The organism is Cellulophaga sp. RHA19, assembly GCF_002813425.1.
GTDB lineage: Bacteria > Bacteroidota > Bacteroidia > Flavobacteriales > Flavobacteriaceae > Cellulophaga.
The window spans coordinates 3,070,857-3,095,267 of record NZ_PHUL01000001.1; the positions used below are offsets into that span (position 1 = coordinate 3,070,857).

Consider the following 24,411-nt stretch of genomic DNA (forward strand, 5'->3'; position numbering starts at 1 on the left):
AAATTATAGTATTCTTTATTTTTGAGAGTTAGAGGTTTTATATAGATTATAAAACAAGAATAGCGTAATAATACCCTATTTTTTTATCTAAACCAAGACGAAAATAAATTATACATGAAAACACTGTTTGACAAGGTGTGGGACTCCCACGTAGTAAGAAAAATAGAAAACGGACCAGATGTTCTTTTTATAGACCGACATATGGTACATGAAGTTACAAGTCCGGTTGCATTTTTAGGTTTAAAAAGTAGAAATATTGGAGTAAAACATCCAGAAAAAACATTTGCTACTGCAGACCACAACACACCAACTATTAATCAGCACTTACCGGTTAAAGATCCTTTATCTGCTAACCAATTAAAAGCATTAGAAGAAAACTCTAAAGCACACGGTATTAGCTACTGGGGATTAGGTCATGAAAAAAACGGTATTGTGCACGTTGTTGGTCCAGAATATGGTATTACACAACCAGGAGCTACTATTGTTTGTGGAGACTCACACACCTCTACTCACGGTGCCTTTGGCGCTATTGCTTTTGGTATAGGAACCTCTGAGGTAGAAATGGTTTTAGCTACACAATGTATTATGCAACCTAAGCCAAAAAGTATGCGTATTAATGTTGTTGGCGACTTAAACAAAGGAGTTACACCTAAAGATGTTGCCTTATATATTATATCACAACTTACCACATCTGGCGCTACAGGTTACTTTGTAGAGTATGCTGGTGATGTATTTAAAAATATGACTATGGAAGGCCGTATGACGGTTTGTAACCTAAGTATAGAAATGGGCGCCCGTGGCGGTATGATTGCTCCTGATGAAAAAACATTAGACTACGTAAAAGGAAGAGAGTTTACACCAACTGGTGCAGCTTGGGATAAAGCAAAAGCATACTGGGATACTTTATATACAGAAGAAGACGCTACTTTTGATAAAGAACTAACGTTTAACGGCTCAGATATAGAGCCAATGATTACCTATGGTACTAACCCTGGTATGGGAATGGGTATTGGTAAAGATATACCTACTGCAGAAAGCTTAGAGGGTGGTGTATCTACCTACAAAAAGTCTTTACAATATATGGCTTTTAATGAAGGGGATTCTATGATTGGTAAGCCAATTGATTTTGTTTTCTTAGGAAGTTGTACTAACGGAAGAATTGAAGATTTTAGAGCTTTTACAGAGATTATTAAAGGAAAACAAAAAGCACCAAACGTTACTGCTTGGTTAGTTCCTGGTTCTCATAAAGTAGAGGCTGCAATTAAAGAAGAAGGATTGCTAGACATTTTAACAGCTGCTGGTTTTGAGCTTAGAGAACCTGGTTGCTCCGCTTGTTTAGCTATGAATGATGATAAAGTACCTGCTGGTAAATATGCGGTAAGTACATCTAACCGAAATTTTGAAGGAAGACAAGGTCCTGGATCTAGAACCTTATTAGCTTCTCCGCTTGTGGCTGCCGCAGCTGCAGTAACCGGTAAAGTTACAGACCCTAGAGAATTGCTATAAAATAGCTATTAGTTGTTAGCGCTTAACCCTTGGTTAAAAGCTACATAAAAATTGATAATTAAAATATACCAATAGCCAAAAGCTAGAGGACAAAAGTAAATTTAAAATGGCATACGATAAATTTAATATATTAAAAAGTAGCATTGTACCGCTACCTATAGAAAACGTAGATACAGACCAAATAATACCAGCAAGATTTTTAAAAGCTACTGAACGTGTAGGTTTTGGAGATAATTTATTTAGAGACTGGCGTTACAATGCAGATAATACACCTAAAGAAGACTTTGTATTAAACCAAGATAAATATTCTGGTAAAATATTAGTTGGTGGTAAAAACTTTGGATCTGGTTCTTCTCGTGAGCACGCTGCTTGGGCTGTTTACGATTACGGATTTAGATGTGTAGTATCTAGTTTCTTTGCTGATATTTTTAGAAATAACTGTTTAAACGTTGGTGTTTTACCTGTACAAGTATCTGCAGAGTTTTTAGAAAAAATATATGCAGAAACAGAAAAAGATGCTACTGCACAGGTTGAAGTTAATTTACAAGAACAAACAATTACTATTGCGGGTACTGGTGAAAAAGAATCTTTTGATATTAATGCATACAAGAAAGAAAATATGCTTAATGGATTTGATGATATAGATTACCTATTAAATATGAAAGAAGAAATTACTGCATTTGCAGAAAATACTCCTTTGTAACTTAATACGTACCAGAATAACCGCCAACACTAGAATGAAAAGAAAAATAGAAATAATGGATACCACACTTCGTGATGGTGAACAAACCTCCGGAGTGTCCTTTTCTGTTTCTGAAAAACTAACTCTTGCTAAATTATTATTAGAAGAGTTAAAAGTAGACAGAATTGAGGTTGCATCGGCACGAGTATCTGATGGTGAGTTACAAGCTGTACAACAAATAACAAGTTGGGCAGCTACGCATCAGTTTTTAAATAAAGTTGAAGTTTTAACTTTTGTAGACAAAGGTGTCTCTATTAAGTGGATCCAAGATGCGGGTGCTAAGGTTCAAAATTTGCTAACCAAAGGCTCTTTAAATCATTTAACTCATCAGCTTAAAAAAACACCTAAACAGCATTTTAAGGAGATTGAAGAAACTATTTTGCTTGCTCAAAAGCATCAAATAGAAACAAATGTTTATTTAGAAGACTGGAGTAACGGTATGCGTAATTCTAAAGAATATGTGCATCAATTTTTAGACTTTTTATCACATCAACCTATAAAAAGAGTTTTACTACCTGATACTTTAGGTGTTTTAACTCATACTGAAACGTTTGAATATATCTCAGAATTAGTACAAAAATATCCTAATCTGCATTTTGATTTTCACGGTCATAACGATTATGATTTAAGTGTTGCCAATGTAATGGAAGCCCTAAAAGCAGGTTGTCACGGTTTGCACTTAACTGTAAATGGTATGGGAGAACGCGCTGGTAATGCACCTATGGCTAGTGTGGTTGCGGTAATAAACGATTTTTTACCAGATATTGAAATTGCCTTAAAAGAAACATCTTTATACAAAGTAAGCAGACTTGTTTCTACGTTTACTGGTTTTGGTATACCAGCAAACAAACCTATTGTTGGTGAAAATGTGTTTACGCAAACCGCAGGTATTCATGCAGATGGAGACAGTAAAAAGAATCTTTATTTTAATGATTTGTTACCCGAGCGTTTTGGCAGAAAAAGGCAATATGCTTTAGGCAAAACGTCTGGCAAGGCTAATATTTTAAAAAACTTACAAGAGCTTGGATTAACATTAAATGATGATGATTTAGGTAAGGTTACCCAACGTATTATAGAGCTTGGTGATAAAAAAGAAAAAGTTACTAAAGAAGATTTACCTTTTATAATTTCTGATGTTCTTGATAGTGATAGCTACCAAGAAAAAGTAATTATAAAAAGCTATGTACTAACCCATTCTAAAGGTTTAAAACCAAGTACAACAGTTGCAGTAGAGATTGAAAATGAGGTTTTTGAAGAAAATGCTCAAGGAGACGGACAGTATGATGCGTTTATGAATGCAATTACCAAAATTTTTAAAGCTAAAAAAATTAAGCTTCCTAATTTAATAGATTATGCTGTGCGTATACCACCCGGAAGTAATTCTGATGCCTTATGCGAGACAATTATAACATGGCAAAACGGAAGTAATGAATTCAAAACTAGCGGATTAGACTCTGACCAAACAGTATCTGCTATTAAAGCAACAGAAAAAATGCTAAACATTATATAGCAAAAAAATAGAAATAAAACTAAAGAGAAAAACATACTTATGAAATTAAATATAGCACTACTAGCAGGAGACGGCATTGGTCCAGAAGTAATAGACCAAGCAGTAAAAGTATCTAATGCTATTGCAAAAAAATTTAATCATGATATTAACTGGACACCAGCATTAACTGGTGCTGCAGCTATTGATGCTGTTGGAGAACCTTACCCAGATGAAACACATGCTATTTGTGAAGCTGCAGATGCTGTTTTGTTTGGTGCTATTGGTCATCCTAGGTTTGATAATGACCCGTCTGCTAAAGTAAGACCAGAACAAGGTTTGCTTAAAATGAGACAAAAATTAGGTTTATTTGCTAATGTTAGACCTACATTTACATTTCCTTCTTTAATAGATAAATCGCCTTTAAAAAGAGAGCGTATTGAAGGCACAGACCTTATAATTTTGAGAGAACTTACTGGCGGAATTTATTTTGGTGAACGTGGACGTAAAGACAATGGCGATACTGCTTTTGATACTTGTACCTATACAAGAGCTGAAGTACAGCGTTTGGCTAAAAAAGGATTTGAATTAGCTATGACACGTTCTAAAAAGCTTTGTTGTGTAGATAAAGCAAATGTATTAGAATCTTCTAGATTGTGGAGAGAAACTGTACAGGCAATGGAAAAAGAATACCCTGAGGTAAAAGTTTCTTATGAGTTTGTAGATGCTGTAGCTATGCGTTTGGTACAATGGCCAAACTCATATGATGTAATGATTACAGAAAACCTTTTTGGTGATATTTTAACTGATGAAGCTTCTGTAATATCTGGATCTATGGGATTAATGCCATCTGCATCTGTAGGAGAAAAAGCAAAGTTATACGAACCAATTCACGGATCTTACCCGCAAGCTGCGGGTAAAGATATTGCAAACCCATTAGCAACAGTATTATCTGCTGCAATGTTATTTGAAGATTTTAAATTGACTGAAGAAGCACAAGCTATAAGAGATGTTGTAAACAAATCTTTAGCAGAAGGCATAGTTACCGAGGATTTATCTGAAGGTGGTAAAGCATACAAGACTAGCGAAATTGGAGACTGGCTAGCCAAAAACATATAATCTTAGTACAATTATATAGTAGTTAAAAGCCTCTAAATTTGATTTCAGAGGCTTTTTTTATGTTTATTACCAACTAACACCTGCTCCACCACCACCAGAACTACCACCACCAAAACTTGATGATGAAGAGGACGATGATGATGATGATGAATAACTACTTGAAGAACTAGAACTGCTTGATGAACTAGAGCTTTCTCTAACCAACTTAGCTAAAACAACTACTTGAGATGTTTTATCATTACAATTTTTACACTCGTAATAATCTACACGTTCACCTTCTCTATCGTAATTTGGACTTTTTGTAACCCTTGACCTAGTTTTACCTTTAGTTTTATAATTACACTGACTACATTTTGAATATTTTCTACTAGAATTACCATCATATTTTAATATTAAAATATCACTTTTATCCTTAGTAACCCAAACATCATAGTCTACAGAATTTATATCTTCTTCTACAATTTCACCCTTTTTTAAAAAGTCTCTTTCTTTTTTAGAGTCTAATAAAATTAAAGGTTTACCATTTACTTTACTAAATCTTGGGTCATATCTATATTGCTTTAACCTTGTTTTTATAGTTTGACTCATACCCCATAGAGGAAAAGGAAATAAAAAAGCAAAACAACCTATTTCTATCTTTTTTAAACTATTGTATTTATCATAATAATCTTCTTTAGATGTATCTATAAATCTAATTTTTAGAGAATAATAAATGGTAAGAAAAATTAGAAAAAACACATATATAATCGAAAAAAGAATCCACTTATTTATTGCTATTACGTCATCTATAAATAATAAAAATGCAGAATCGCCATCATCTACTTCATAAGTAACATCATTAGAGTATATATAATCTATAGCATCTGGAGTTACTACAAACTCTTTTACCCTCTCTGCTGCTTTTAAAAGGCCTTCACCATATTCACCTTCTTTAAAAAACGGAACAATTTCATCTGTACCAATTCTGTAACAAATATTATCTGTTAATATAGCCTCTAAACCATAACCAGTTTCAAACTCGGTTCTACGTTGGTCCATTACGGTTAAAATTAGCAAACCGTTGTCTTTATCTGCTTTACCTATGCCCCATTTATTAAAAAGTTCTGTTGCAAATTTTTTAGGTATTTCTTCACCTATACTTTTAACAATAACAATGGCAACCTCTGCAGAGGTATTCTTTTCTAACTCAAATAATACTTTGTTAATCTCCTCTTCATAAACAGCAGAAATATAACCGTCTGGGTCTGATACATATCCTAAAATACCTTTTCCTCTTGGTTTAGGAATTTCTAATATAGAATAATAGTCTATTTCTCTATTAGAATATGTTGGTGCTGTAAAAACAGGGTATTTAAAAGGCTTGTTAGTCTGTTTAGTAGATGTTGCATCATCAAAAGTTGCATCATCAACTGTTTCTGATATTTCTTCGTTTGTAATATAGCCTTGAGTTACAACTTCTTCTACTTCTTCTTCAACTGTGTTTAATTGTATTGGTATTTCATCATCTGAATCATCATAAATTACAGCTTCTTCAATTTCAGAATAATCTATTTCTTCGGTATTTTTCTCTTTACAAGACGCAACTAAAAAAAAGAACAGTAAAAAATAGCAGTAGTGTTTAAATTTCATAGGTTAGTTATATAAAAACTAATCTAGAAATAAAAAATAAGGCAGGCAAACTAAAATTACTTGAGCATTAATCTTCAGAAATATTTAATTTTCTTTTTCTCCTTCTACTAATCACAATACCAACTGCTATTAGTGCTCCTGTACCAGCCAATATAGCACCTACATAACTAGAAGAAACCACACTATACCCCATTGCAATTGGTAAACCTGCCAAAAATGCACCAGACGCATTCCCCATATTAAAAGCACTTTGGTTCATAGAAGAACCCAACATTTCTGATCCTTTAGATGCATTAATAATAGCCATTTGTAAAGGTGTAACTACGCTAAAAGAAATAGCCCCTATAACAAATGTTAGCACTAATACTAAAACCGGACTAGCAGCCACTAATGCATTAATTATTAAAACAGTTGCCATTAGCCCTAAGCTAGTAATTACAGCTCTCATTGGCGACAATTTTTCTGTTAGTTTTGCTCCTAAAAAGTTACCGGCAACCATACCCAAACCAGCTAAAATCATAGCATAACCAATCATATACTCTGGGTATTTAGAGACATCTGTAATTAATGGTGCTATGTAACTATACCAAGCAAAAAAGCCACCTGTACCTACAGTTGTTAATAGTATTAATATCCAAAGTTCTATTCTTTTAAAAATTTTAAAATCTTGTTTAATACTAACTGTAGATGCTGGTTGTAGTTTTGGCATCCAAAAATAAACCGTTAGCATTGCCAATATACCAACAACACCTACCATCATAAAAGCTACATTCCAGCTAAAATGATGTCCAAAATATGTACCTATTGGCACACCAATAACATTAGCCACAGTAAGACCTGCAAACATAATTGCCATAGCTTGTGGCTCTTTACCTGGTGTTGCTAATTTACCTGCAACAACGGCTCCTATACCAAAAAATGCTCCGTGAGGTAAACCAGATAAAAATCTGAAAATTAATAAAGACGTGTAATTATCTGCAAAGGCAGATAGCGTGTTAAAAACTGTAAACCAAAGCATCAAACCAAGTAGCATTTTATGAGATGGCCACTTACTCCCAAGACTAGACAGGATTGGGGCACCAACTACTACACCTAAAGCATATACGGCAATAAAATGTCCTGCCTCTGGAATTGTTATATTTAATGCATTAGCTACATCTGGCAAAATTCCCATAATAACAAACTCGGTCATACCAATACCAAACCCACCAATTGCTAAAGCAAGTAACGCTTTTTTATTCATCTTTTTTGTGCTCATTTTTCTACTGCTTTCTAAATAAATTAGAGTCTCTTTTACATTTAAAATAAGCAGACAAAGGTAGCCAGAATACAATTGAAACTAGTATGTAGAATTAACACATTTATGTTAATTAATGCATAAAAAACAATTGGTCTCTAAAATTCTACAATTGGGTATTTCTTTTTATTAAAGCATTAGAAACAAGATCACATTTGTAGCATCAATCAAAATAAACAATAAAAAAAATTAAAATGAAACAGCTTATTTTTTTACTCTTTACATTATCAACTTGTTCTTTAATTGCACAAACAACAATTAGTGGTAAGGTTACAGACAATAAAGGTGTGCCAATAAGTGGTGCTAATGTATATTTAAATGGTACTTATGATGGTACAGCAACTATAAATGATGGTAGCTTTAAATTTACAACTGAAGAAATAGGAGAGCAAACTCTAATAATTTCTTTTGTTTCTTTTGAAAGCTATAGTAAAACCGACTTACTAAAGAACCTTAATAACCTACAAATAAAACTTAAAGAAGATGTAAATACTTTAGATGCAGTTATTGTAAATGCAGGGTCTTTTAAAGCAGGTGAAAATGCTAAGGTTACAGCGTTAAAACCCTTAGATGTAGTTACAACTGCTGGCGCAATGGGAGATTTTATTGGAGCTTTACAAACATTACCAGGTACTTCTAATGTAGCAGAAGATGGCAGATTATTTGTACGTGGTGGCGATGCAGAAGAAACTCAGATTTTTGTAGATGGTATGCGTGTTTTTACGCCCTACTCACCTACAGCCAATAATATACCTACACGTGGCAGATTATCTCCTTTTTTATTTAAAGGAATTACTTTTTCTACTGGTGGATATTCTGCTGAATACGGACAAGCATTATCTAGTGTTTTACTCTTAAATAGTATTGATGAGCCCGATGAAGAACGTACAGACATATCTTTAATGACTGTTGGTTTAGGCGTAGGAAACACACAAAAATGGGAGAAAAACTCTTTAAGCGTAAATGCTTCTTATATAAATTTACAGCCTTACCAAGAACTTTACCCAGACAATAATGAGTGGCACAGACCAGTACAGTCTTTAGGTGGTGAAGCAGTTTACAGACATAAAATTAATGACAATGGCTTACTAAAATTATACGGCGCTTTTAGTGCTTTGGATTTTGATTTAACACAAGAAGATATAAATATTGATGAAGGTGTGCGTTTTGGAATGAAAAACAGAAATTTGTACTTTAATGCATCTTACAAAGACTTTTTTAAAAACGATTGGAGCATACAAACTGGTTTGTCTTATGCCAATGATTATTCTGATTTAGACATTGTAGATGATACAGTACAAGACACAGAAAACTCGGCTCACTTTAAAATAAAACTAAGTAAGTTTTATAATAGCAGATTTCGCTTAAATTTTGGTTCTGAATATTTTATAACCAACTTTAATGAAGATTATACTAATAATCTTAACCAAAAATATAACTTAGATTTTAACAATAATATAGCAGCTTCTTTTGCTGAGACAAATATCTTTTTCTCTAAAAAATTAGCTGCAAATGTTGGCTTACGTGCAGAGTACTCTAGTTTATTTAAAGATTTTACAATATCACCTAGAGCATCTATTGCATACAAATCTGGTCAAAATTCTCAAGTTTCATTAGCATACGGACAGTTTTATCAAAATCCTAAAAACGATTATTTAAAATTTAACACCAATTTTTCAGCTGAAAACACAACACATCTAATTGCTAATTATCAATATGTAAAAAACAAACAAATATTTAGAGCGGAAGCATACTACAAAGATTATAATAGTCTTGTAAAATATAACACAGAACAGCCCATAGCAACTTCAAATTATAGCAATAATGGTTCTGGTTTTGCAAAAGGATTAGATTTATTTTGGAGGGATAATAAAAGTATTAAAAATACAGAATACTGGGTGTCTTACTCATATTTAGATACTGAACGAGATTATAAAAATTACCCAACTAAAGCTACTCCAAGTTTTGCATCACAACATAACGCCTCTTTGGTTCTAAAGCATTTTATAAGCGATTTAAAAAGTCAGGTTGGTATAAGTTATAATTTTGCCTCTGGGCGTAACTATACAGACCCAAACAAAAGTGGTTTTTTAAATAGTAAAACAAAAAACTACAATGCTGTAAATGCTAACTGGGCATATTTAATTAATCAGCAAAAAATATTGTATTTCTCTGTTAGTAATGTTTTTGGTACGCAAAATGTAAATGGGTATCAATTTAAAAATCAATTAAATAGCAATGGTGTTTTTGAAAGTAGAACTATAAGACCAGCTGCGGATCGTTTCTTTTTTGTTGGGTTCTTTTGGACTATTAGTGATAATAAAAAAGACAACCAACTAGATAATTTATAAATCTACGTTTCAGAAACTAAAAGTAACAATTGAGTAACTTAAAAATGCATAACCAACCAAAGGTTATAATATTTGAAGAAATAAACAACAACATAAAAATTAATAAGATGAAAAAGATTGCCCTATTATTAGCCTTTGTATGTGTAACAAGTTTAAGTGCACAAACACAATATGAAAAAGGAATGACCAAAGCTTTTGAACTATGGAAAAATAACGAGAGTGCAAAAGCAGTACAAATGTTTGAGCGTATTTCTAGTGTAGAAAAAGAAAATTGGCTACCACCTTATTATGCTGCTACTGTAGAAATTATTAGTGCATTTGGTGTTAAGGATGAAGCCGTACTAACTGCTAAACTAAACAAAGCAAAAACATTTTTAGATGCTGCTGACAAACTATCTAAAAACAACCCAGAAATATTAATGTCATATGCGTTATTAAACACAGCATATATTGCTTTTGACGGACAAAAATATGGAATGACGTTATCTGGTAAAAACATTGCAATTTATAATAAAGCATTAGCAATTGCACCCAATAACCCAAGAGTAGTTTTAGGTAAAGCTGAATGGGATATGGGAGCTGCTAAGTTTTTTGGACAACCACTAGAGCCATTTTGTAAAGATGTAAAGAAAGCTATAGAGTTATTTGAGAAAGAAGAACAAACAATTAAATTTTACCCGTATAGTGGTTTAGACAGAGCTAAAGAAATATTGGAAAACTGCGAAAAAAAATCCTCTCAAAATTAATTGAGAGGATTATTATATGTTTAAAATTTTAGTTCTATAAAATATAATCTGTACTAATAAAGTTAGATAATCTAGTCTCTAACAATTGCTCTATAATTTCGTTATTAAGCTCATTGTCTTTAGAAGCTACAAAAGTACGTACAGAAAAAGAACGTAAAGCATCGTGCACACTTAATGTTGCTTGTGCAGAGTCTTTACGACCTGTAAATGGGTAAACATCTGGACCTCTTTGGCAAGAGCTATTTAAGTTTACTCTACAAACTAAGTTTACTAACGTATCTATTAACGGAGCTAGTGTATACACATCTTTACCAAATAAACTAACTTGTTGACCGTAATTAGATGCAGCCATATCATCTAAAGGTTCTTCTATGTTACTAAAAGAAACTACTGGTACTACTGGTCCAAATTGTTCTTCTTGGTACACACGCATATCTTTAGAAACTGGGTATAATACCGCAGGCCAAATGTAATTATCTGTAGTTTCTCCTCCTTTTTTATTTAAAATTGATGCTCCTTTTGCTTTAGCATCATCTATAAGTTCTTGTATGTATGCAGGTTTATTAGGCTCTGGTAATGGTGTTAGTTTAGCTCCATTATCCCAAGGGTTACCAAACTTAAGTTCGTCTACACGTTTAGCAAAACGCTTGTTAAATTCTTCTGCAATACTCTCGTGTACATAAACAACTTTAAGAGCTGTACAACGCTGACCATTAAAAGATAACGTCCCAGCAATACACTCATCTATAGTTAAATCTAAATCAGCATCTGGTAAAATAATTGCAGGGTTTTTTGCTTCTAAACCTAAAACCAAACGTAACCTATTACTTTTTGGGTGCTGATCTTGTAATGCATTTGCAGACTTACTATTACCAATTAAAGCAAGTACATCTACCTTACCTGTTTTCATTATAGGACTAGCTACTGCTCTACCTCTACCAAAAATAATGTTTACAACACCATTTGGGAAAGATGATTGAAAAGCCTCTAACAAAGGAGTAATTAACAAAACACCGTGTTTAGCAGGTTTAAATATTGTTGTATTCCCCATTATTATTGCAGGAATAAGCAATGCAAAAGTTTCGTTTAGTGGGTAATTATAAGGTCCTAAACAAAGAACAACCCCTAATGGTCCTCTGCGTATATGAGCATAAACACCATCGTGTTTTTGAAACTTAGCAGCATCCCTGTCTAACTGCTTATAGTCTTCAATAGTATCTTTAATATAAATTACTGTACGGTCAAATTCCTTTTCAGAATCTGGTAAAGACTTACCTATTTCCCACATTAAAAGTTTTACAACTTCATCACGCTTAGTAATCATTTTTTCTACAAACTTCTCCATACAATCTATACGTTCTTTAACACGCATAGTTGGCCAAGCTCCTTGACCTTGGTCGTAGGCTTTTAAAGCTGCATTTAATGCATCTAAAGCCTCTTCTTCTCCCATATCTGGAATACTACCTAATAAAGTAGGTTTATATTCTTCAGTAGATGATATTGTAGAAAATACTTCTGTTGTTGCACCATCCCATTTTTTAAGATCGCCACCAACTAAGTATTCTTTTTGCTCTATTAACTCTGTAATTTTATATTCTTCAGGTATTTTTATTGTACTCATTTTATATCAGTTTAAAGACTATTTCTAATATCTTGAGTAGTGAATTTACTAAATCTTACGTTTAAACTTGTTGTTATAATAGATTATATTTTCTGTTGTTAGAGCGAAAACGTTTTCAATTTCATTTTTTAATAAAAAATTAGCAAAATGTGTCTTTTATACTAGATATTGAAACAAATCTGGCTTATTATTTAAGTAGTCTCCAAAGAAATTATTTTCTTTCATTCTAGTAATTAATGGTTCTAAATCCTCAGGAGTTTTCAACTCTATACCAACTACAGCAGGTGCATTTTCTTTGCTCGATTTTTTAGAATATTCAAAATGAGTAATATCATCTGTTGGACCTAAAATTTCTGCAACAAACTCTTTTAAGGCTCCAGGGCGTTGCGGAAAACGAACAATAAAGTAGTGCTTTAAATTTGCAAATAACAAAGCACGTTCTTTTATTTCTGCAGTTCTAGTAATATCGTTATTACTACCGCTTACAACACAAACCACATTTTTACCTTCTATTTGTTTTGCATATTGGTCTAAGGCTGCAATAGTTAAAGCTCCCGCAGGTTCTACAACAATAGCATCTCTGTTATACAAGTCTAAAATAGTTTGACATACTTTACCTTCTGGCACTGTAATAACAGCATCTAAATACTCTTTACAAATCTCAAAAGTTAAATCGCCCACACGTTGTACTGCAGCACCATCAACAAATTTATCAATTTGTGTAAGTTGGGTATTTACTCCATTTTCTATACTAGTTTTCATAGATGGTGCACCAGCAGGCTCTACTCCTATAATTTTAGTAGTAGGAGATAACGCTTTAAAAACACCACACAAACCAGCAGCTAAACCACCACCACCAATAGCTACAAAAATATAGTCTATTGTTTTTTTAGATTGATGAATGGCTTCTAAGCCAACTGTAGCTTGGCCTTCTATAGTTTTTGGATCATTAAAAGGGTGTACAAATACCTTTTGGTGCTCTTCACAAAACTGAAGAGCTGCTTTAGAAGAATCGTCAAAAGTGTCGCCTTCTAAAACAATAGTAACCCAATCTCCACCAAACATTTCTGTTTGTTCTACCTTTTGCTTTGGTGTAACAGAAGGCATATAAATTGTGCCTTTAATTCCTAAATGATTACACGCAAAAGCTACACCTTGAGCGTGGTTACCTGCACTTGCACAAACAACTCCTTTTTTTCTTTCCTCATTACTTAAAGAGCTAATTTTATTATATGCTCCTCTAATTTTATAAGATCTGACTCTGTGTAAATCTTCTCTTTTTAAAAGGATATTTGTGTTAAATAATTTAGAGTAGCGAATACTCTCTAATAATGGTGTTGTATCTGCAACTGCACTTATTGTATCAGCTGCTTTGCGTATGTTTTCTATATTAGGAAAATAATTCATAGTGTAAATTTAAAAAACCTTTGTAGTTGAAACCTAAATATTCTTATGAATTTATCTTTAAATAAACACTTAAATTAACTTAACAATCTCCAAAAGTTAACACCTACTATTTTTTTATAATAAAAAGCTATTAAAACCAATTTTCCCCTCTAAATTATAATTTGTCAGTTCTTGTCTAGTCTGTATACAGTACATTTTTCTTTTTAAAATTTATTTTAGCGACATTATTAATCATTATCAATTTAATACCTATAAAAATATTGAATTGACAATTTATACTCCAAATATATATTATGAAAAACTGTAAAATTTTTATTTACTCACTACTTACTTTTATGTTAAGCTGTAGTTCTAAAGACATAGAGTCTCCTGATTTAGAAAATGAAACATCAGAAATTGTTAATTTAGATATTAATGACCACATAATTTCTACAAAGTCTGATTGTAATCTTACCAACACTCAATTATTTGACACCCCTGCTACTAAAAATGGAGTTTCTGTAAACAGAGGCGAATTTGATATGGGGGCTTGGAAAAAAGTTGAAGAATTATCTGATGAGTTTAATTACCCTGGAGGAAAAACTTCTCCTACCTTTTCTGAAAAATGGAACTTAGGTTATGTAAATAGTTACACTGGACCTCTCCCAACTGTATGGACAGGAAACTCTATTGGCTTTGAAAATCAAGGATCTAATGATAATAGAGTATTGACATTAACAGCACAAGTAGAAGGTTCTGGGAATTCTAAAACATTAGAATGTGGTATGATTTCCACTAAAGCTACAAGTAGTTATCCTTTGTTTCAGGAAGCAAGAGTTAAAGTAAGTAATTCACAATTAGCTAATGCTGTTTGGATGATTAGTAATGACTCTGGACAGTTTGAAGAAATTGATAATTTAGAAACATATGGGCCAAGAATTAGACTTGATGGAGAAGAATGTGATAAACCTTATTTTGCTGATAGGTTACATTTAAGCCATCATACCTTTAAAAATGTAGATGGTGAGAGACTAGATTATCAACCTCAGAAAGAAACTTGGATGTCTAGAAAACAAAATTCATCAAGTTGTGGCAGGGATAACGATGTAAAATGGAATGAAGCATACCATACCTATGGTGTAAAATGGGTAAGTCCTGAAGTACTTGAATATTTTGTTGATGGAAAAAGAGTAAAAATCATATCTGGATTACGAGACGAAGACGGTATTGATCCGGAGAATTATACAACTTGCGGAGATGGTCTTACAAAAGAAATGCATATGCTAATTAGTCAAGCTGCTCAAGTATGGAGATATGGCGGAGTTACCGAGTTTTGGAATAGTACCGATATTAAATTTGGAGCCGACACCAAAATGTCTGTTGATTGGATTCGTGTATATACACCAACTGGAACTACTAATAAAATAAACTGTAATTAAGAGAAAAGCTTTAAAAATAAAAAACGTATTTAACTCCACTGTAATTGTTTTGTTAAATACGTTTTTTAAAAAGATATACTAATTATACAATAGGTTTCATTGCAGTCATAGACGCTCTTAATCTAGCACCAACAATTTCTACCGGATGCTCTCTTAATGCCTTGTTCACAGCAATTAATTTAGCATTATCTACACCATTACCTGCGTCTGCAGCATATGGTTTTCCAATAACAGAAGTATCTACTTTAGCCATAAAATCTTTTAATAGAGGTTTACAAGCATGGTCAAATAAATAACAACCATATTCAGCTGTATCAGAAATTACTCTATTCATTTCAAATAACTTTTTACGGGCAATTGTATTTGCAATAAGTGGTGTTTCATGCAACGACTCATAGTATGCAGATTCTGCAATAATACCAGAATCTGTCATAGCCTCAAAAGCAAGCTCTACTCCTGCTCTAACCATTGCAATCATTAACACGCCGTTATCATAAAATTCTTGCTCAGAAATTTCTACATCACCAGCAGGTGTTTTTTCAAAGTTAGTTTCTCCTGTAGCTGCACGCCAATCTAACAAGTTTTTGTCGCCATTGGCCCAGTCCTCCATCATTGTTTTAGAAAACTCACCTTCCATAATATCATCCATATGTTTTTGGAATAACGGACGCATTATATCTTTTAACTCTTCAGCTAATTCAAATGCTTTTATTTTTGCAGGATTAGACAAACGATCCATCATATTAGTAATACCACCATATTTAAGACCTTCTGTAACAGTTTCCCATCCGTATTGAATTAATTTAGAAGCATAACCAGCATCTACGCCTTCTGCTACCATTTTATCAAAACAAAGAATAGAACCTGTTTGTAACAAACCACATAAAATAGTTTGCTCTCCCATTAAATCTGATTTTACTTCGGCAACAAAAGAAGACTCTAAAACACCAGCCTTATGACCGCCTGTACCTGCTGCATACGCTTTAGCTTGTGCCAAACCTTTACCTTCTGGATCGTTCTCTGGATGTACCGCAATTAATGTTGGTACACCAAAACCTCTTTTATATTCTTCACGCACCTCTGAACCTGGAGATTTAGGAGCAACCATTATTACAGTTAAATCTTTACGTACTTGTGTACCTTCTTCAACAATATTAAAACCGTGAGAATACGATAACGTAGCTCCATTTTTCATTAATGGCATTACAGTGTTCACAACATTTGTATGTTGTTTATCTGGAGTAAGGTTAATTACTAAATCTGCCGTTGGTATTAAATCTTGGTAGTTACCTACTGTAAATCCGTTTTCTGATGCATTTTTGTACGATGCTCTTTTTTCTTGTATAGCAGCATCACGCAAAGCATAAGAAATATCTAAACCAGAATCTCTCATATTTAGTCCTTGGTTTAAACCTTGTGCTCCACAGCCAATAATTACTATTTTTTTGCCTTTTAAGGCTGTTACACCATCAGAGAATTCTGTAGTATCCATAAATCTACATTTACCCAACTGAGTTAATTTGTCTCTTAGTGATAAGGTGTTAAAATAATTTGACATTTTCTGTACTCTTTTTTCTCTCAATATCTAAACTGAGAATGATTAATTAATTATGTTGAAATTCTTCTAATAAGCTACTAATTCGCATTTCTGCTTTACTCACTGCAATTCTACCAGAACGTACAAACTGCATAATACCATAAGGTTCTAGTTGGTCATGCATTTTATTAATTTCGTCTCTTTTTCCGGACTTAGAAAGCACAAAAAAATCGCGTGCAACAGTAACTATTTGTGAGTTATTTTCTTTGATAATGTTTTGAATCTCTCGCTCATCAAACAATAAATCTGATTTTATTTTAAACAAAGCAGACTCTTGATAAATAATATCATCATCACAATGGTAATATGCTTTAATTACCTCTACTTGTTTTTCTATTTGACCAACAATATTTATGACCCATTGCTCTGTTGTATTTACAACAATTGTAAATTTAGAAACGCTATTGATCTCTGATTTTGATACATTTAAAGCTTCTATATTGATGTGCCTTTTTAAAAATATGCCTGATATTCTATTTAACAATCCAACGTTGTTTTCAGAATAAACCGATATGGTATACCAATTATTTTCCATTTTTTTATTGCCCCAATTTTACTTTAATAAAAAGTTATTTTGGAATTTTTTTAATTAAACTTATTTTAATCTAACGTCTGATACTGAAGCTCCCGAGGGAATCATAGGAAATACATTATCCTCTTTCTCTACCTTAACTTCTAAAAAATATGGATCTTTAGATGCTAACATTTCTTCTATAGTAGATTTTAACTCACTACGCTCACTAACACGCTTAGATTTAATATGATAGCCTTCTGCTATTTTTACAAAATCTGGATTTACCATTACAGTAGATGCATATCTTTTGTCAAAAAATAACTCTTGCCATTGGCGTACCATACCTAAATGATCGTTATTTAAAACAATAATTTTAACAGGCACGTTATGCTGAAAAATAACACCAAGTTCTTGTATTGTCATTTGATAACCACCATCACCAATAACAGCAACTACTTCCCTATCCATAGCTCCCATTTTAGCTCCTATAGCTGCAGGTAAAGCAAAGCCCATTGTACCTAAACCACCAGATGTAATATTACTTTTTGTTTGGTTAAATTTTGCATATCTACAGGCTATCATTTGGTGTTGACCAACATCACTAACTATAACAGCACTGTTTTGGGAAGCCAGATTTACCTGTTCTATAACCTCGCCCATTGTGAGCTTCTCTTTAGTTGGCTTAATATCTTTTTTTATAACTGTATCATACTCTACTTGATACATGTCTTTAAACTTATTGTGCCAATTAGTATGTTTGTTATCATTTAAAAGAGGAAGTAATGCCTCTAAACTATCTTTAGCATTACCCAATACAGCTACATCTGTAGGAACGTTTTTGTTTATTTCTGCAGGATCTATATCAAAGTGTATAATTTTAGCCTGTTTAGCGTAACTATCTAAATTACCAGTTACACGATCATCAAAACGCATACCTATAGCAATTAAAACATCACACTCATTAGTTAAAACATTTGGCGCATAATTACCATGCATACCTACCATACCAACATTTAAAGGATGTTCGCTATCTAAAGCAGCAACGCCCAAAATTGTCCAAGCAGCAGGTACTCCTGTTTTTTCTATTACAGCTTTAAGTTCTTTTTCTGCTTTACCCAAAATAACACCTTGTCCAAATACTATTAATGGCTTTTTAGCAGAGTTAATTAGTGCCGCAGCAGCTTCAACCTTTGCTGTATCTATTTTAGGAAACGGATTGTAACTACGAACACCAACACAAGCTTCATAACTAAAATCGAACTCCTCAAACTGAGCATTTTTTGTAATATCTACTAATACAGGACCTGGTCTCCCAGATCTAGCAATGTAAAATGCTTTAGCTAATATCTCTGGAATTTCTTCTGCTTTTGTAACTTGATAATTCCACTTTGTAACCGGAGTAGAGATACCAATAATATCTGTTTCTTGAAAAGCATCTGTACCTAATAAATGTCTTGGAACTTGGCCTGTAATACAAACCATTGGAGTAGAATCTATTTGAGCATCTGCTAAACCTGTAACTAAATTTGTTGCTCCAGGACCAGAAGTTGCCATAGCAACACCTACTTTACCAGAAACTCTTGCATATCCTTGCGCAGCATGTGTAGCTCCTTGCTCGTGACGCGTTAAAATGTGCGTTAATTTATCTTGAAATTTGTATAATTCATCATAAACGGGCATAATTGCACCGCCAGGATAACCATAAATTAAATCTACACCTTCAGCTAATAAACAATGTATAATTGCCTCTGCTCCACTTATTTTTATGGTCTTTTTGTTTTTTGATGTCGTCTTTTTTTCTTTTACTGTTTCCATCTTCAAAGAGTTAAAGTAAAAGTGCTATTGTTAAGTTTTTAAAAACTGAGCAATGGTACTTTTATAATTTTATTTTTTAGTTAAAATTCATCAGTTACACAACCCTGTGCAGCAGATGATACTGAACGTGCATATTTATACAATACACCTTTTTTAAATTTTAATTCTGGTGCTACCCAAGCAGCTTTACGCTTTGCTAATTCTTCTGAAGTTATGTCTACATTAATAGCATTTGTTTCTGCATCTATAGTAATTACATCACCATCTCTAACAAGTGCAATTGTACCACCGTCTTGAGCTTCTGGCGCAATATGACCAACTACAAAACCGTGTGTACCACCAGAAAAACGACCATCTGTAATTAAAGCTACGTCTTTACCTAGACCAGCACCCATAATAGCTGCTGTAGGTTTAAGCATTTCTGGCATTCCTGGACCTCCTTTTGGCCCTTCATACCTAATGACGACTACATCTCCTTTTTTAACTTTTCCGTCTCTAATACCATCATTAGCATCATACTCACTATTAAAAACCTTTGCAGTACCTTTAAATAGTAAACCTTCTTTGCCTGTAATTTTTGCTACAGAACCATTTTCTGCCAAATTACCATATAACATACGTAAGTGACCAGTTGCTTTTATTGGATTTTCTAGAGGACGAATAACATCTTGACCTTCTATTAAACTTGGTACATTTTCTAAGTTTTCTGCTAGCGTTTTACCTGTAACAGTTAAACAATCTCCATGTAATAATCCGTTTTCTAATAAGTATTTTAATACCGCTGGTATACCACCAATACGGTGTACATCTTCCATTAAATATTTACCACTAGGTTTTAGATCTGCGATAAAAGGTGTAGTGTCACTAATTTTTTGAAAATCTTGAAGAGTAAAGTCTATATCTGCTGCTCTTGCAATAGCTAAAAAATGCAATACAGCATTTGTAGATCCTCCCATAATTGTTACCAAACGAATAGCGTTTTCTAACGATTTTCTAGTAACTATATCTAACGGTTTAATATCCTTTTTTAGCAAGTAATACATTTGTTTACCTGCATCTATACACTCTTGTTTTTTTTCTTTACCTGTTGCAGGATTAGAAGAATTATAAGGTAAAGACATTCCTAAAGCTTCTATTGCAGATGCCATTGTATTTGCTGTGTACATTCCGCCACAAGCACCAGCACCAGGAATAGCTTTTTTAATAATACAACCAAACTCTTCTTGCTGCATTGTACCTGCAACCTTTTCTCCCCAAGCCTCAAAAGCAGAAACAATATCTAACTTTCTATCGTTATGACAACCAGAGGCAATAGTACCTCCATAAACTAAAATAGATGGTCTATTTAAACGTATCATTGCCATTAAAGCACCAGGCATATTTTTATCACAACCAACAACGGTAACTAAACCGTCATAAGACATACCTTGTACAACAGTCTCCATAGAGTCTGCTATAATATCTCTAGATGGTAAAGAGAAGCGCATACCAGGAGTTCCCATAGATATACCATCACTAACACCAATTGTATTAAAAATTAAACCAACAGATTCGTTTGTATTAACACCTTCTTTTACCTCTTTAGCTAAGTCATTTAAATGCATATTACACGGGTTACCTTCATAACCAGTACTTGCAATACCCACAATTGGTTTACTAAAGTCTTCATCTTTAAAGCCTATCCCGTACAACATAGCTTGTGCTGCTGGTTGTGTTGGATCTTGTGTTACGTTCTTACTATACTTATTTAACTCCATTTGGTTATATCTTGTAATTCTTTGACTTTTTTGAATATAATTTACTATTCAAATATAATTCTTTCACTTTCTTCATTTTTTTAACAATGTTTTTTAGTATAAATTCAACCTACTGTATATTTATTTAATTCACTTATAATCAACACATTAAAACCTTATTTTGTATCACATTCAGCTATTTTTATTTGTATAAATTGATAGTTATTTTAAAAAGCACTTATAGTTTAAAACAAAAAAAAGCCTGTGTCAATTTTATATGACACAGGCTTTTCTTAAAATCAATATAAGACCGTATCACCCCCAGAGAGAGATAATAATGACTAATACGATAATAATTATGTTGTTTTTCATTCTAATAACAATATTAGATATTATTTTTATAAATATGCACTATTTTTAAAAAAATTATTCAACTATAAAATCCTTTTTTACTGATACTTCTTTACCATTATCTGTAAATCCTTTTAAAGTTAGCGTAAAACTTCCTTTTACATCTGATGTATAGAACTCTATTTCTTTAGTTTTTAAATCTTTAAACGTAATATTTGGCTCCCATAATAATTGATATCTAAAATCTGGAATATGCTTATTAATATCATTTTTTTCATATTTAGGTTTGTAATAAATTATTTCTTGTGTAGGTTTGAATAAGTTATGATTTAAAATACCAGAGTTAGGATTAGATAATTTGAAATCTCTTTTTTTAGTGAAAATTTCAATTATTCCTTGATAGACTTCTTCTCCATAAACATATTTTCTTTTTAAAAGACTAATACTCTCTATTTTTCTAGCGTCGTAATCCATCATAATTGTATGATCCTGTATTACTACACCATCTACAAGAACAAGAGCCTTTATTTCAGGTAATTCAAAATAATCATAAGCTTTATTCTCCATCCTTACTTGAAAAACATATTTATCATTATTTATTTTTTTAGACCAAACATTGTCTATCACTTCTATTAATGTTTCTTTTACTGTTTTAAAACGAGTGTAATCATCTAGTCTATAAACAATCTTATTATCCATTGTAAAAGGCTCGCTATTTTTATGAATTAAAATTGAATCTGGTTTTAATTCAAAATAAGCATTCTCTATTTGGTTGTGAATACTTCGATTTAATATTAATTGATTAGCCGAATATGGTATTCTTGGTTTTTTATATATTAAGTTTGACAAATCTACTCCTGCATGTGGTAACATTGTTAACTTGTAATCTTCAGCGTTTTTACTAATAACTTGAATAATAGCATTAGCTGCATCATATTCTTTATCCAAAATAAATTCAAACTCCCCTTTATTATTTGTTTTTGAAAATTTTAAAAAGTATCCATTACTACTAGGAATAGAAATAGAAACAGATATATTTTGAATTGGTAAAGAAGTATCAGTTGTTTTTATAGCTCCTTTTATTAGCTCTCCACGTAACTCCGGTAAAGAAATATTATTCTCTTTTACTAAGTCTATATAATTAGCTTCTTCAGTTTTAAAATCTTTGTAATTATTTAAAAAGTCACTTTTGTTTAATATTATTGAGTTTTTCTTATAAACAGACACAGAGTAATTACCATTAGTATGTATTTGTGTTGGAAATAACGATACATTTACCTTTGATCTTTGCTTGTAAACTTTTTTTGATAATTTAACATCAATACTATTATTACTGGAGATATTATTAACTACACCTGGATTATTACTTACTAAATTTTCCTCTGCAACAAAATCTATATTTTGTTTATTTTGATAAGGATTTATGAGAGCTATATCTCCTTCAAAAAAAGATGTGCTTTTATTATTTTTCATCCAATTGGTATACCCTATAATTTTATAGTTTCCAGTAGGTACAGAAACGGGTATAAAAAAATCTCCTCTTCCTAAACCATCAACAAGCCTAACTTTTTGACGAACAATAACCTTATTACCTTTTCCTACTAGTGCTACATAACCAATTTTACTAATACTACTTGGTTCTTGATTTTTTAAATAGGTACAATACATAGTGTAATGTATATACTCACCTACAAATAACAAATTAGAATTATAGTGTATATAAACCTGTTCCTTTAAAGCTTTGGAGGTTACGTGTTTTATATTATTATCCTGACCGTTTAAATGATTAGAAAATTGAATAAAAAAACACAAAATAAAAATTTGATATATTTTTTTCATTAACTAGGTTTTAATCTTCCCAAAAATCAGGAACTATACTACTACTAAAAACGGTACAATCTCCACATTCTACTTTTACATAAACATTGGGACCATTTTCTATGTCACCATAAGGGCAAAACTCATTAGTACAAGGCTCTGGCTCATCTGTTACCCATGTGTAGCTATTATTTTTAAGAATTTCTATTACTTTCCTTGCATCTGCAGGTGCTATAAATGAACAAGAATAAGGGTACTTAGCTGTAGAAGATTTATCTGTAAAAATATCTTTATACTCAAAAAATATTCTTTTGGAAGAAACAGATGAAGCTTCAAAAAAACCAACGACTTTTTCATTTTCATCATTTATACTCTCTATATTACCCTTTAACAAACCTGGTTGTATTTGAGAAAACAAACCCTCCGAACTAGAAAAATTCTCTAGAGTTTGGTAAAAAGTATGCGCTTCTCTAGATATAATATATTGTTTAACTAAAACGGTATACCTGTTCAAAATTTTGTAATCATTTCTATCTATAAACCTTACTGGAAAATTAACTAATTGTCCTGCACTTAACTCCTCTGTAGACCCTATAATTAAAGAATTAGACTTTTTAGTACTAAAACAAACTTTGCCCGTTTCATCATTAAAATATTCAATTTTTATTTGAGGTGGTTCTTCTGAAACAATAACAGCTTTTCTCTTTCTAAACCAAGGTGCTATAATTTTATGTGTCTCTTCATACTCATATCTGTAATACTTTACTTCTCCTGAAGCTTCATTAACATCTACCATTATAGAAACACCTTCTTCTAAATTAGAGTTAGTTGTTTTTTTAACAGATACTTTATCTATACCACTACCTGTACTTAAAAAGCTAGGAGTAGATTTATATTCTTTACCTTTAGCTGTTTTTATATGTAATACATAAGCTATATTTTCTGCTTTAAAAGCCATATCAGACACATATTCTCCTGACTCTAGCTCACTAAAACTATATTCATTATTTAAATCATCTAAAATAGTAACAGTAGCTCCTTCTTCGCTTTTAGCTCCGTCCTCTTCAAATTTAAAAGTTCTACTTAATTTTATTTTCTGATACTTGTACTCGTCTGTTAAAACAGCTTCTACAACTAATATGCTGTCATAGTCTTTGGTTACTGGAGAAAACTCCTCTATACAACCTGCTAATAAAAAGGTAGCTAGTAAAAAAACGAACAAAGATTTATAATGTTTTATAATGTTTTTTATCATTTG

At 32.2% G+C, this 24,411-nt stretch carries 17 protein-coding genes; 7 read left to right on the forward strand and 10 right to left on the reverse strand.

Features of this window, described 5'->3' with window-relative positions:
• The first annotated feature begins 114 nt into the window (after positions 1-114).
• From leuC to leuB, 4 genes are all read left to right on the forward strand, one after another.
• Positions 115-1,506: a 3-isopropylmalate dehydratase large subunit gene (gene leuC / locus AX016_RS13575; protein WP_100896121.1), complete on the forward strand. Its 1,392-nt coding sequence runs from the start codon at positions 115-117 to the stop codon at positions 1,504-1,506.
• 106 nt (positions 1,507-1,612) lie between these two features.
• The gene (gene leuD / locus AX016_RS13580; protein WP_100896122.1) at positions 1,613-2,209 is read left to right on the forward strand and encodes a 3-isopropylmalate dehydratase small subunit; all 597 of its coding nucleotides are present in this window, start codon (positions 1,613-1,615) and stop codon (positions 2,207-2,209) included.
• A 34-nt stretch (positions 2,210-2,243) separates the two neighbouring features.
• Positions 2,244-3,758 carry an alpha-isopropylmalate synthase regulatory domain-containing protein gene (locus AX016_RS13585; protein WP_100896123.1) on the forward strand — a complete coding sequence of 505 codons (1,515 nt, stop codon included), beginning with the start codon at positions 2,244-2,246 and terminating at the stop codon, positions 3,756-3,758.
• Positions 3,759-3,797: 39 nt separating this feature from the next.
• The gene (gene leuB / locus AX016_RS13590) at positions 3,798-4,853 is read left to right on the forward strand and encodes a 3-isopropylmalate dehydrogenase (RefSeq protein WP_100896124.1); all 1,056 of its coding nucleotides are present in this window, start codon (positions 3,798-3,800) and stop codon (positions 4,851-4,853) included.
• A gap of 66 nt (positions 4,854-4,919) precedes the next feature.
• Here the strand turns inward: leuB and AX016_RS13595 are convergent, their stop codons facing one another.
• Entirely contained in the window at positions 4,920-6,482 is a 1,563-nt protein-coding gene (locus tag AX016_RS13595; RefSeq protein WP_100896125.1) for a TPM domain-containing protein, read from the reverse strand.
• A 67-nt stretch (positions 6,483-6,549) separates the two neighbouring features.
• The gene (locus tag AX016_RS13600) at positions 6,550-7,740 is read right to left on the reverse strand and encodes an MFS transporter (protein WP_100896126.1); all 1,191 of its coding nucleotides are present in this window, start codon (positions 7,738-7,740) and stop codon (positions 6,550-6,552) included.
• A gap of 233 nt (positions 7,741-7,973) precedes the next feature.
• Here AX016_RS13600 and AX016_RS13605 point away from each other — a divergent pair, with 233 nt between their 5' ends.
• Both AX016_RS13605 and AX016_RS13610 read left to right on the forward strand, forming a co-directional pair.
• Positions 7,974-10,130 (forward strand): TonB-dependent receptor, encoded by a 2,157-nt coding sequence (locus AX016_RS13605; RefSeq protein ID WP_100896127.1) that lies wholly within the window; start codon positions 7,974-7,976, stop codon positions 10,128-10,130.
• 107 nt (positions 10,131-10,237) lie between these two features.
• Positions 10,238-10,876, forward strand: a complete 639-nt coding sequence (locus AX016_RS13610) for a hypothetical protein (RefSeq protein WP_100896872.1) — start codon at positions 10,238-10,240, stop codon at positions 10,874-10,876.
• A gap of 34 nt (positions 10,877-10,910) precedes the next feature.
• On the opposite strand, the gene AX016_RS13615 is transcribed toward AX016_RS13610, so the two are convergent.
• Both AX016_RS13615 and ilvA read right to left on the reverse strand, forming a co-directional pair.
• A complete protein-coding gene (locus AX016_RS13615; RefSeq protein ID WP_100896128.1) occupies positions 10,911-12,497 on the reverse strand; it encodes an NADP-dependent glyceraldehyde-3-phosphate dehydrogenase in 1,587 nt (528 codons plus the stop codon).
• Positions 12,498-12,653: 156 nt separating this feature from the next.
• Entirely contained in the window at positions 12,654-13,904 is a 1,251-nt protein-coding gene (gene ilvA, locus AX016_RS13620; RefSeq protein WP_100896129.1) for a threonine ammonia-lyase IlvA, read from the reverse strand.
• Positions 13,905-14,197: 293 nt separating this feature from the next.
• Here ilvA and AX016_RS13625 point away from each other — a divergent pair, with 293 nt between their 5' ends.
• Positions 14,198-15,322 (forward strand): hypothetical protein, encoded by a 1,125-nt coding sequence (locus AX016_RS13625; protein ID WP_100896130.1) that lies wholly within the window; start codon positions 14,198-14,200, stop codon positions 15,320-15,322.
• Between the two features lie 82 nt (positions 15,323-15,404).
• Here AX016_RS13625 and ilvC read toward each other — a convergent pair whose 3' ends face one another.
• The 6 genes from ilvC to AX016_RS13655 form a co-directional block, all read right to left on the reverse strand.
• Positions 15,405-16,880, reverse strand: a complete 1,476-nt coding sequence (gene ilvC, locus AX016_RS13630) for a ketol-acid reductoisomerase (RefSeq protein WP_100896131.1) — start codon at positions 16,878-16,880, stop codon at positions 15,405-15,407.
• A 46-nt stretch (positions 16,881-16,926) separates the two neighbouring features.
• A complete protein-coding gene (gene ilvN, locus AX016_RS13635; protein WP_100896132.1) occupies positions 16,927-17,454 on the reverse strand; it encodes an acetolactate synthase small subunit in 528 nt (175 codons plus the stop codon).
• 60 nt (positions 17,455-17,514) lie between these two features.
• Positions 17,515-19,248: a biosynthetic-type acetolactate synthase large subunit gene (ilvB, locus tag AX016_RS13640; protein WP_100896133.1), complete on the reverse strand. Its 1,734-nt coding sequence runs from the start codon at positions 19,246-19,248 to the stop codon at positions 17,515-17,517.
• Positions 19,249-19,328: 80 nt separating this feature from the next.
• Positions 19,329-21,005: a dihydroxy-acid dehydratase gene (gene ilvD, locus AX016_RS13645; RefSeq protein WP_100896134.1), complete on the reverse strand. Its 1,677-nt coding sequence runs from the start codon at positions 21,003-21,005 to the stop codon at positions 19,329-19,331.
• A 405-nt stretch (positions 21,006-21,410) separates the two neighbouring features.
• Positions 21,411-23,174, reverse strand: coding sequence for a hypothetical protein (locus AX016_RS13650; protein WP_100896135.1), 1,764 nt, complete (start codon positions 23,172-23,174; stop codon positions 21,411-21,413).
• A 10-nt stretch (positions 23,175-23,184) separates the two neighbouring features.
• Positions 23,185-24,408, reverse strand: a complete 1,224-nt coding sequence (locus AX016_RS13655) for a DUF4249 domain-containing protein (protein ID WP_100896136.1) — start codon at positions 24,406-24,408, stop codon at positions 23,185-23,187.
• Positions 24,409-24,411: the final 3 nt, after the last annotated feature.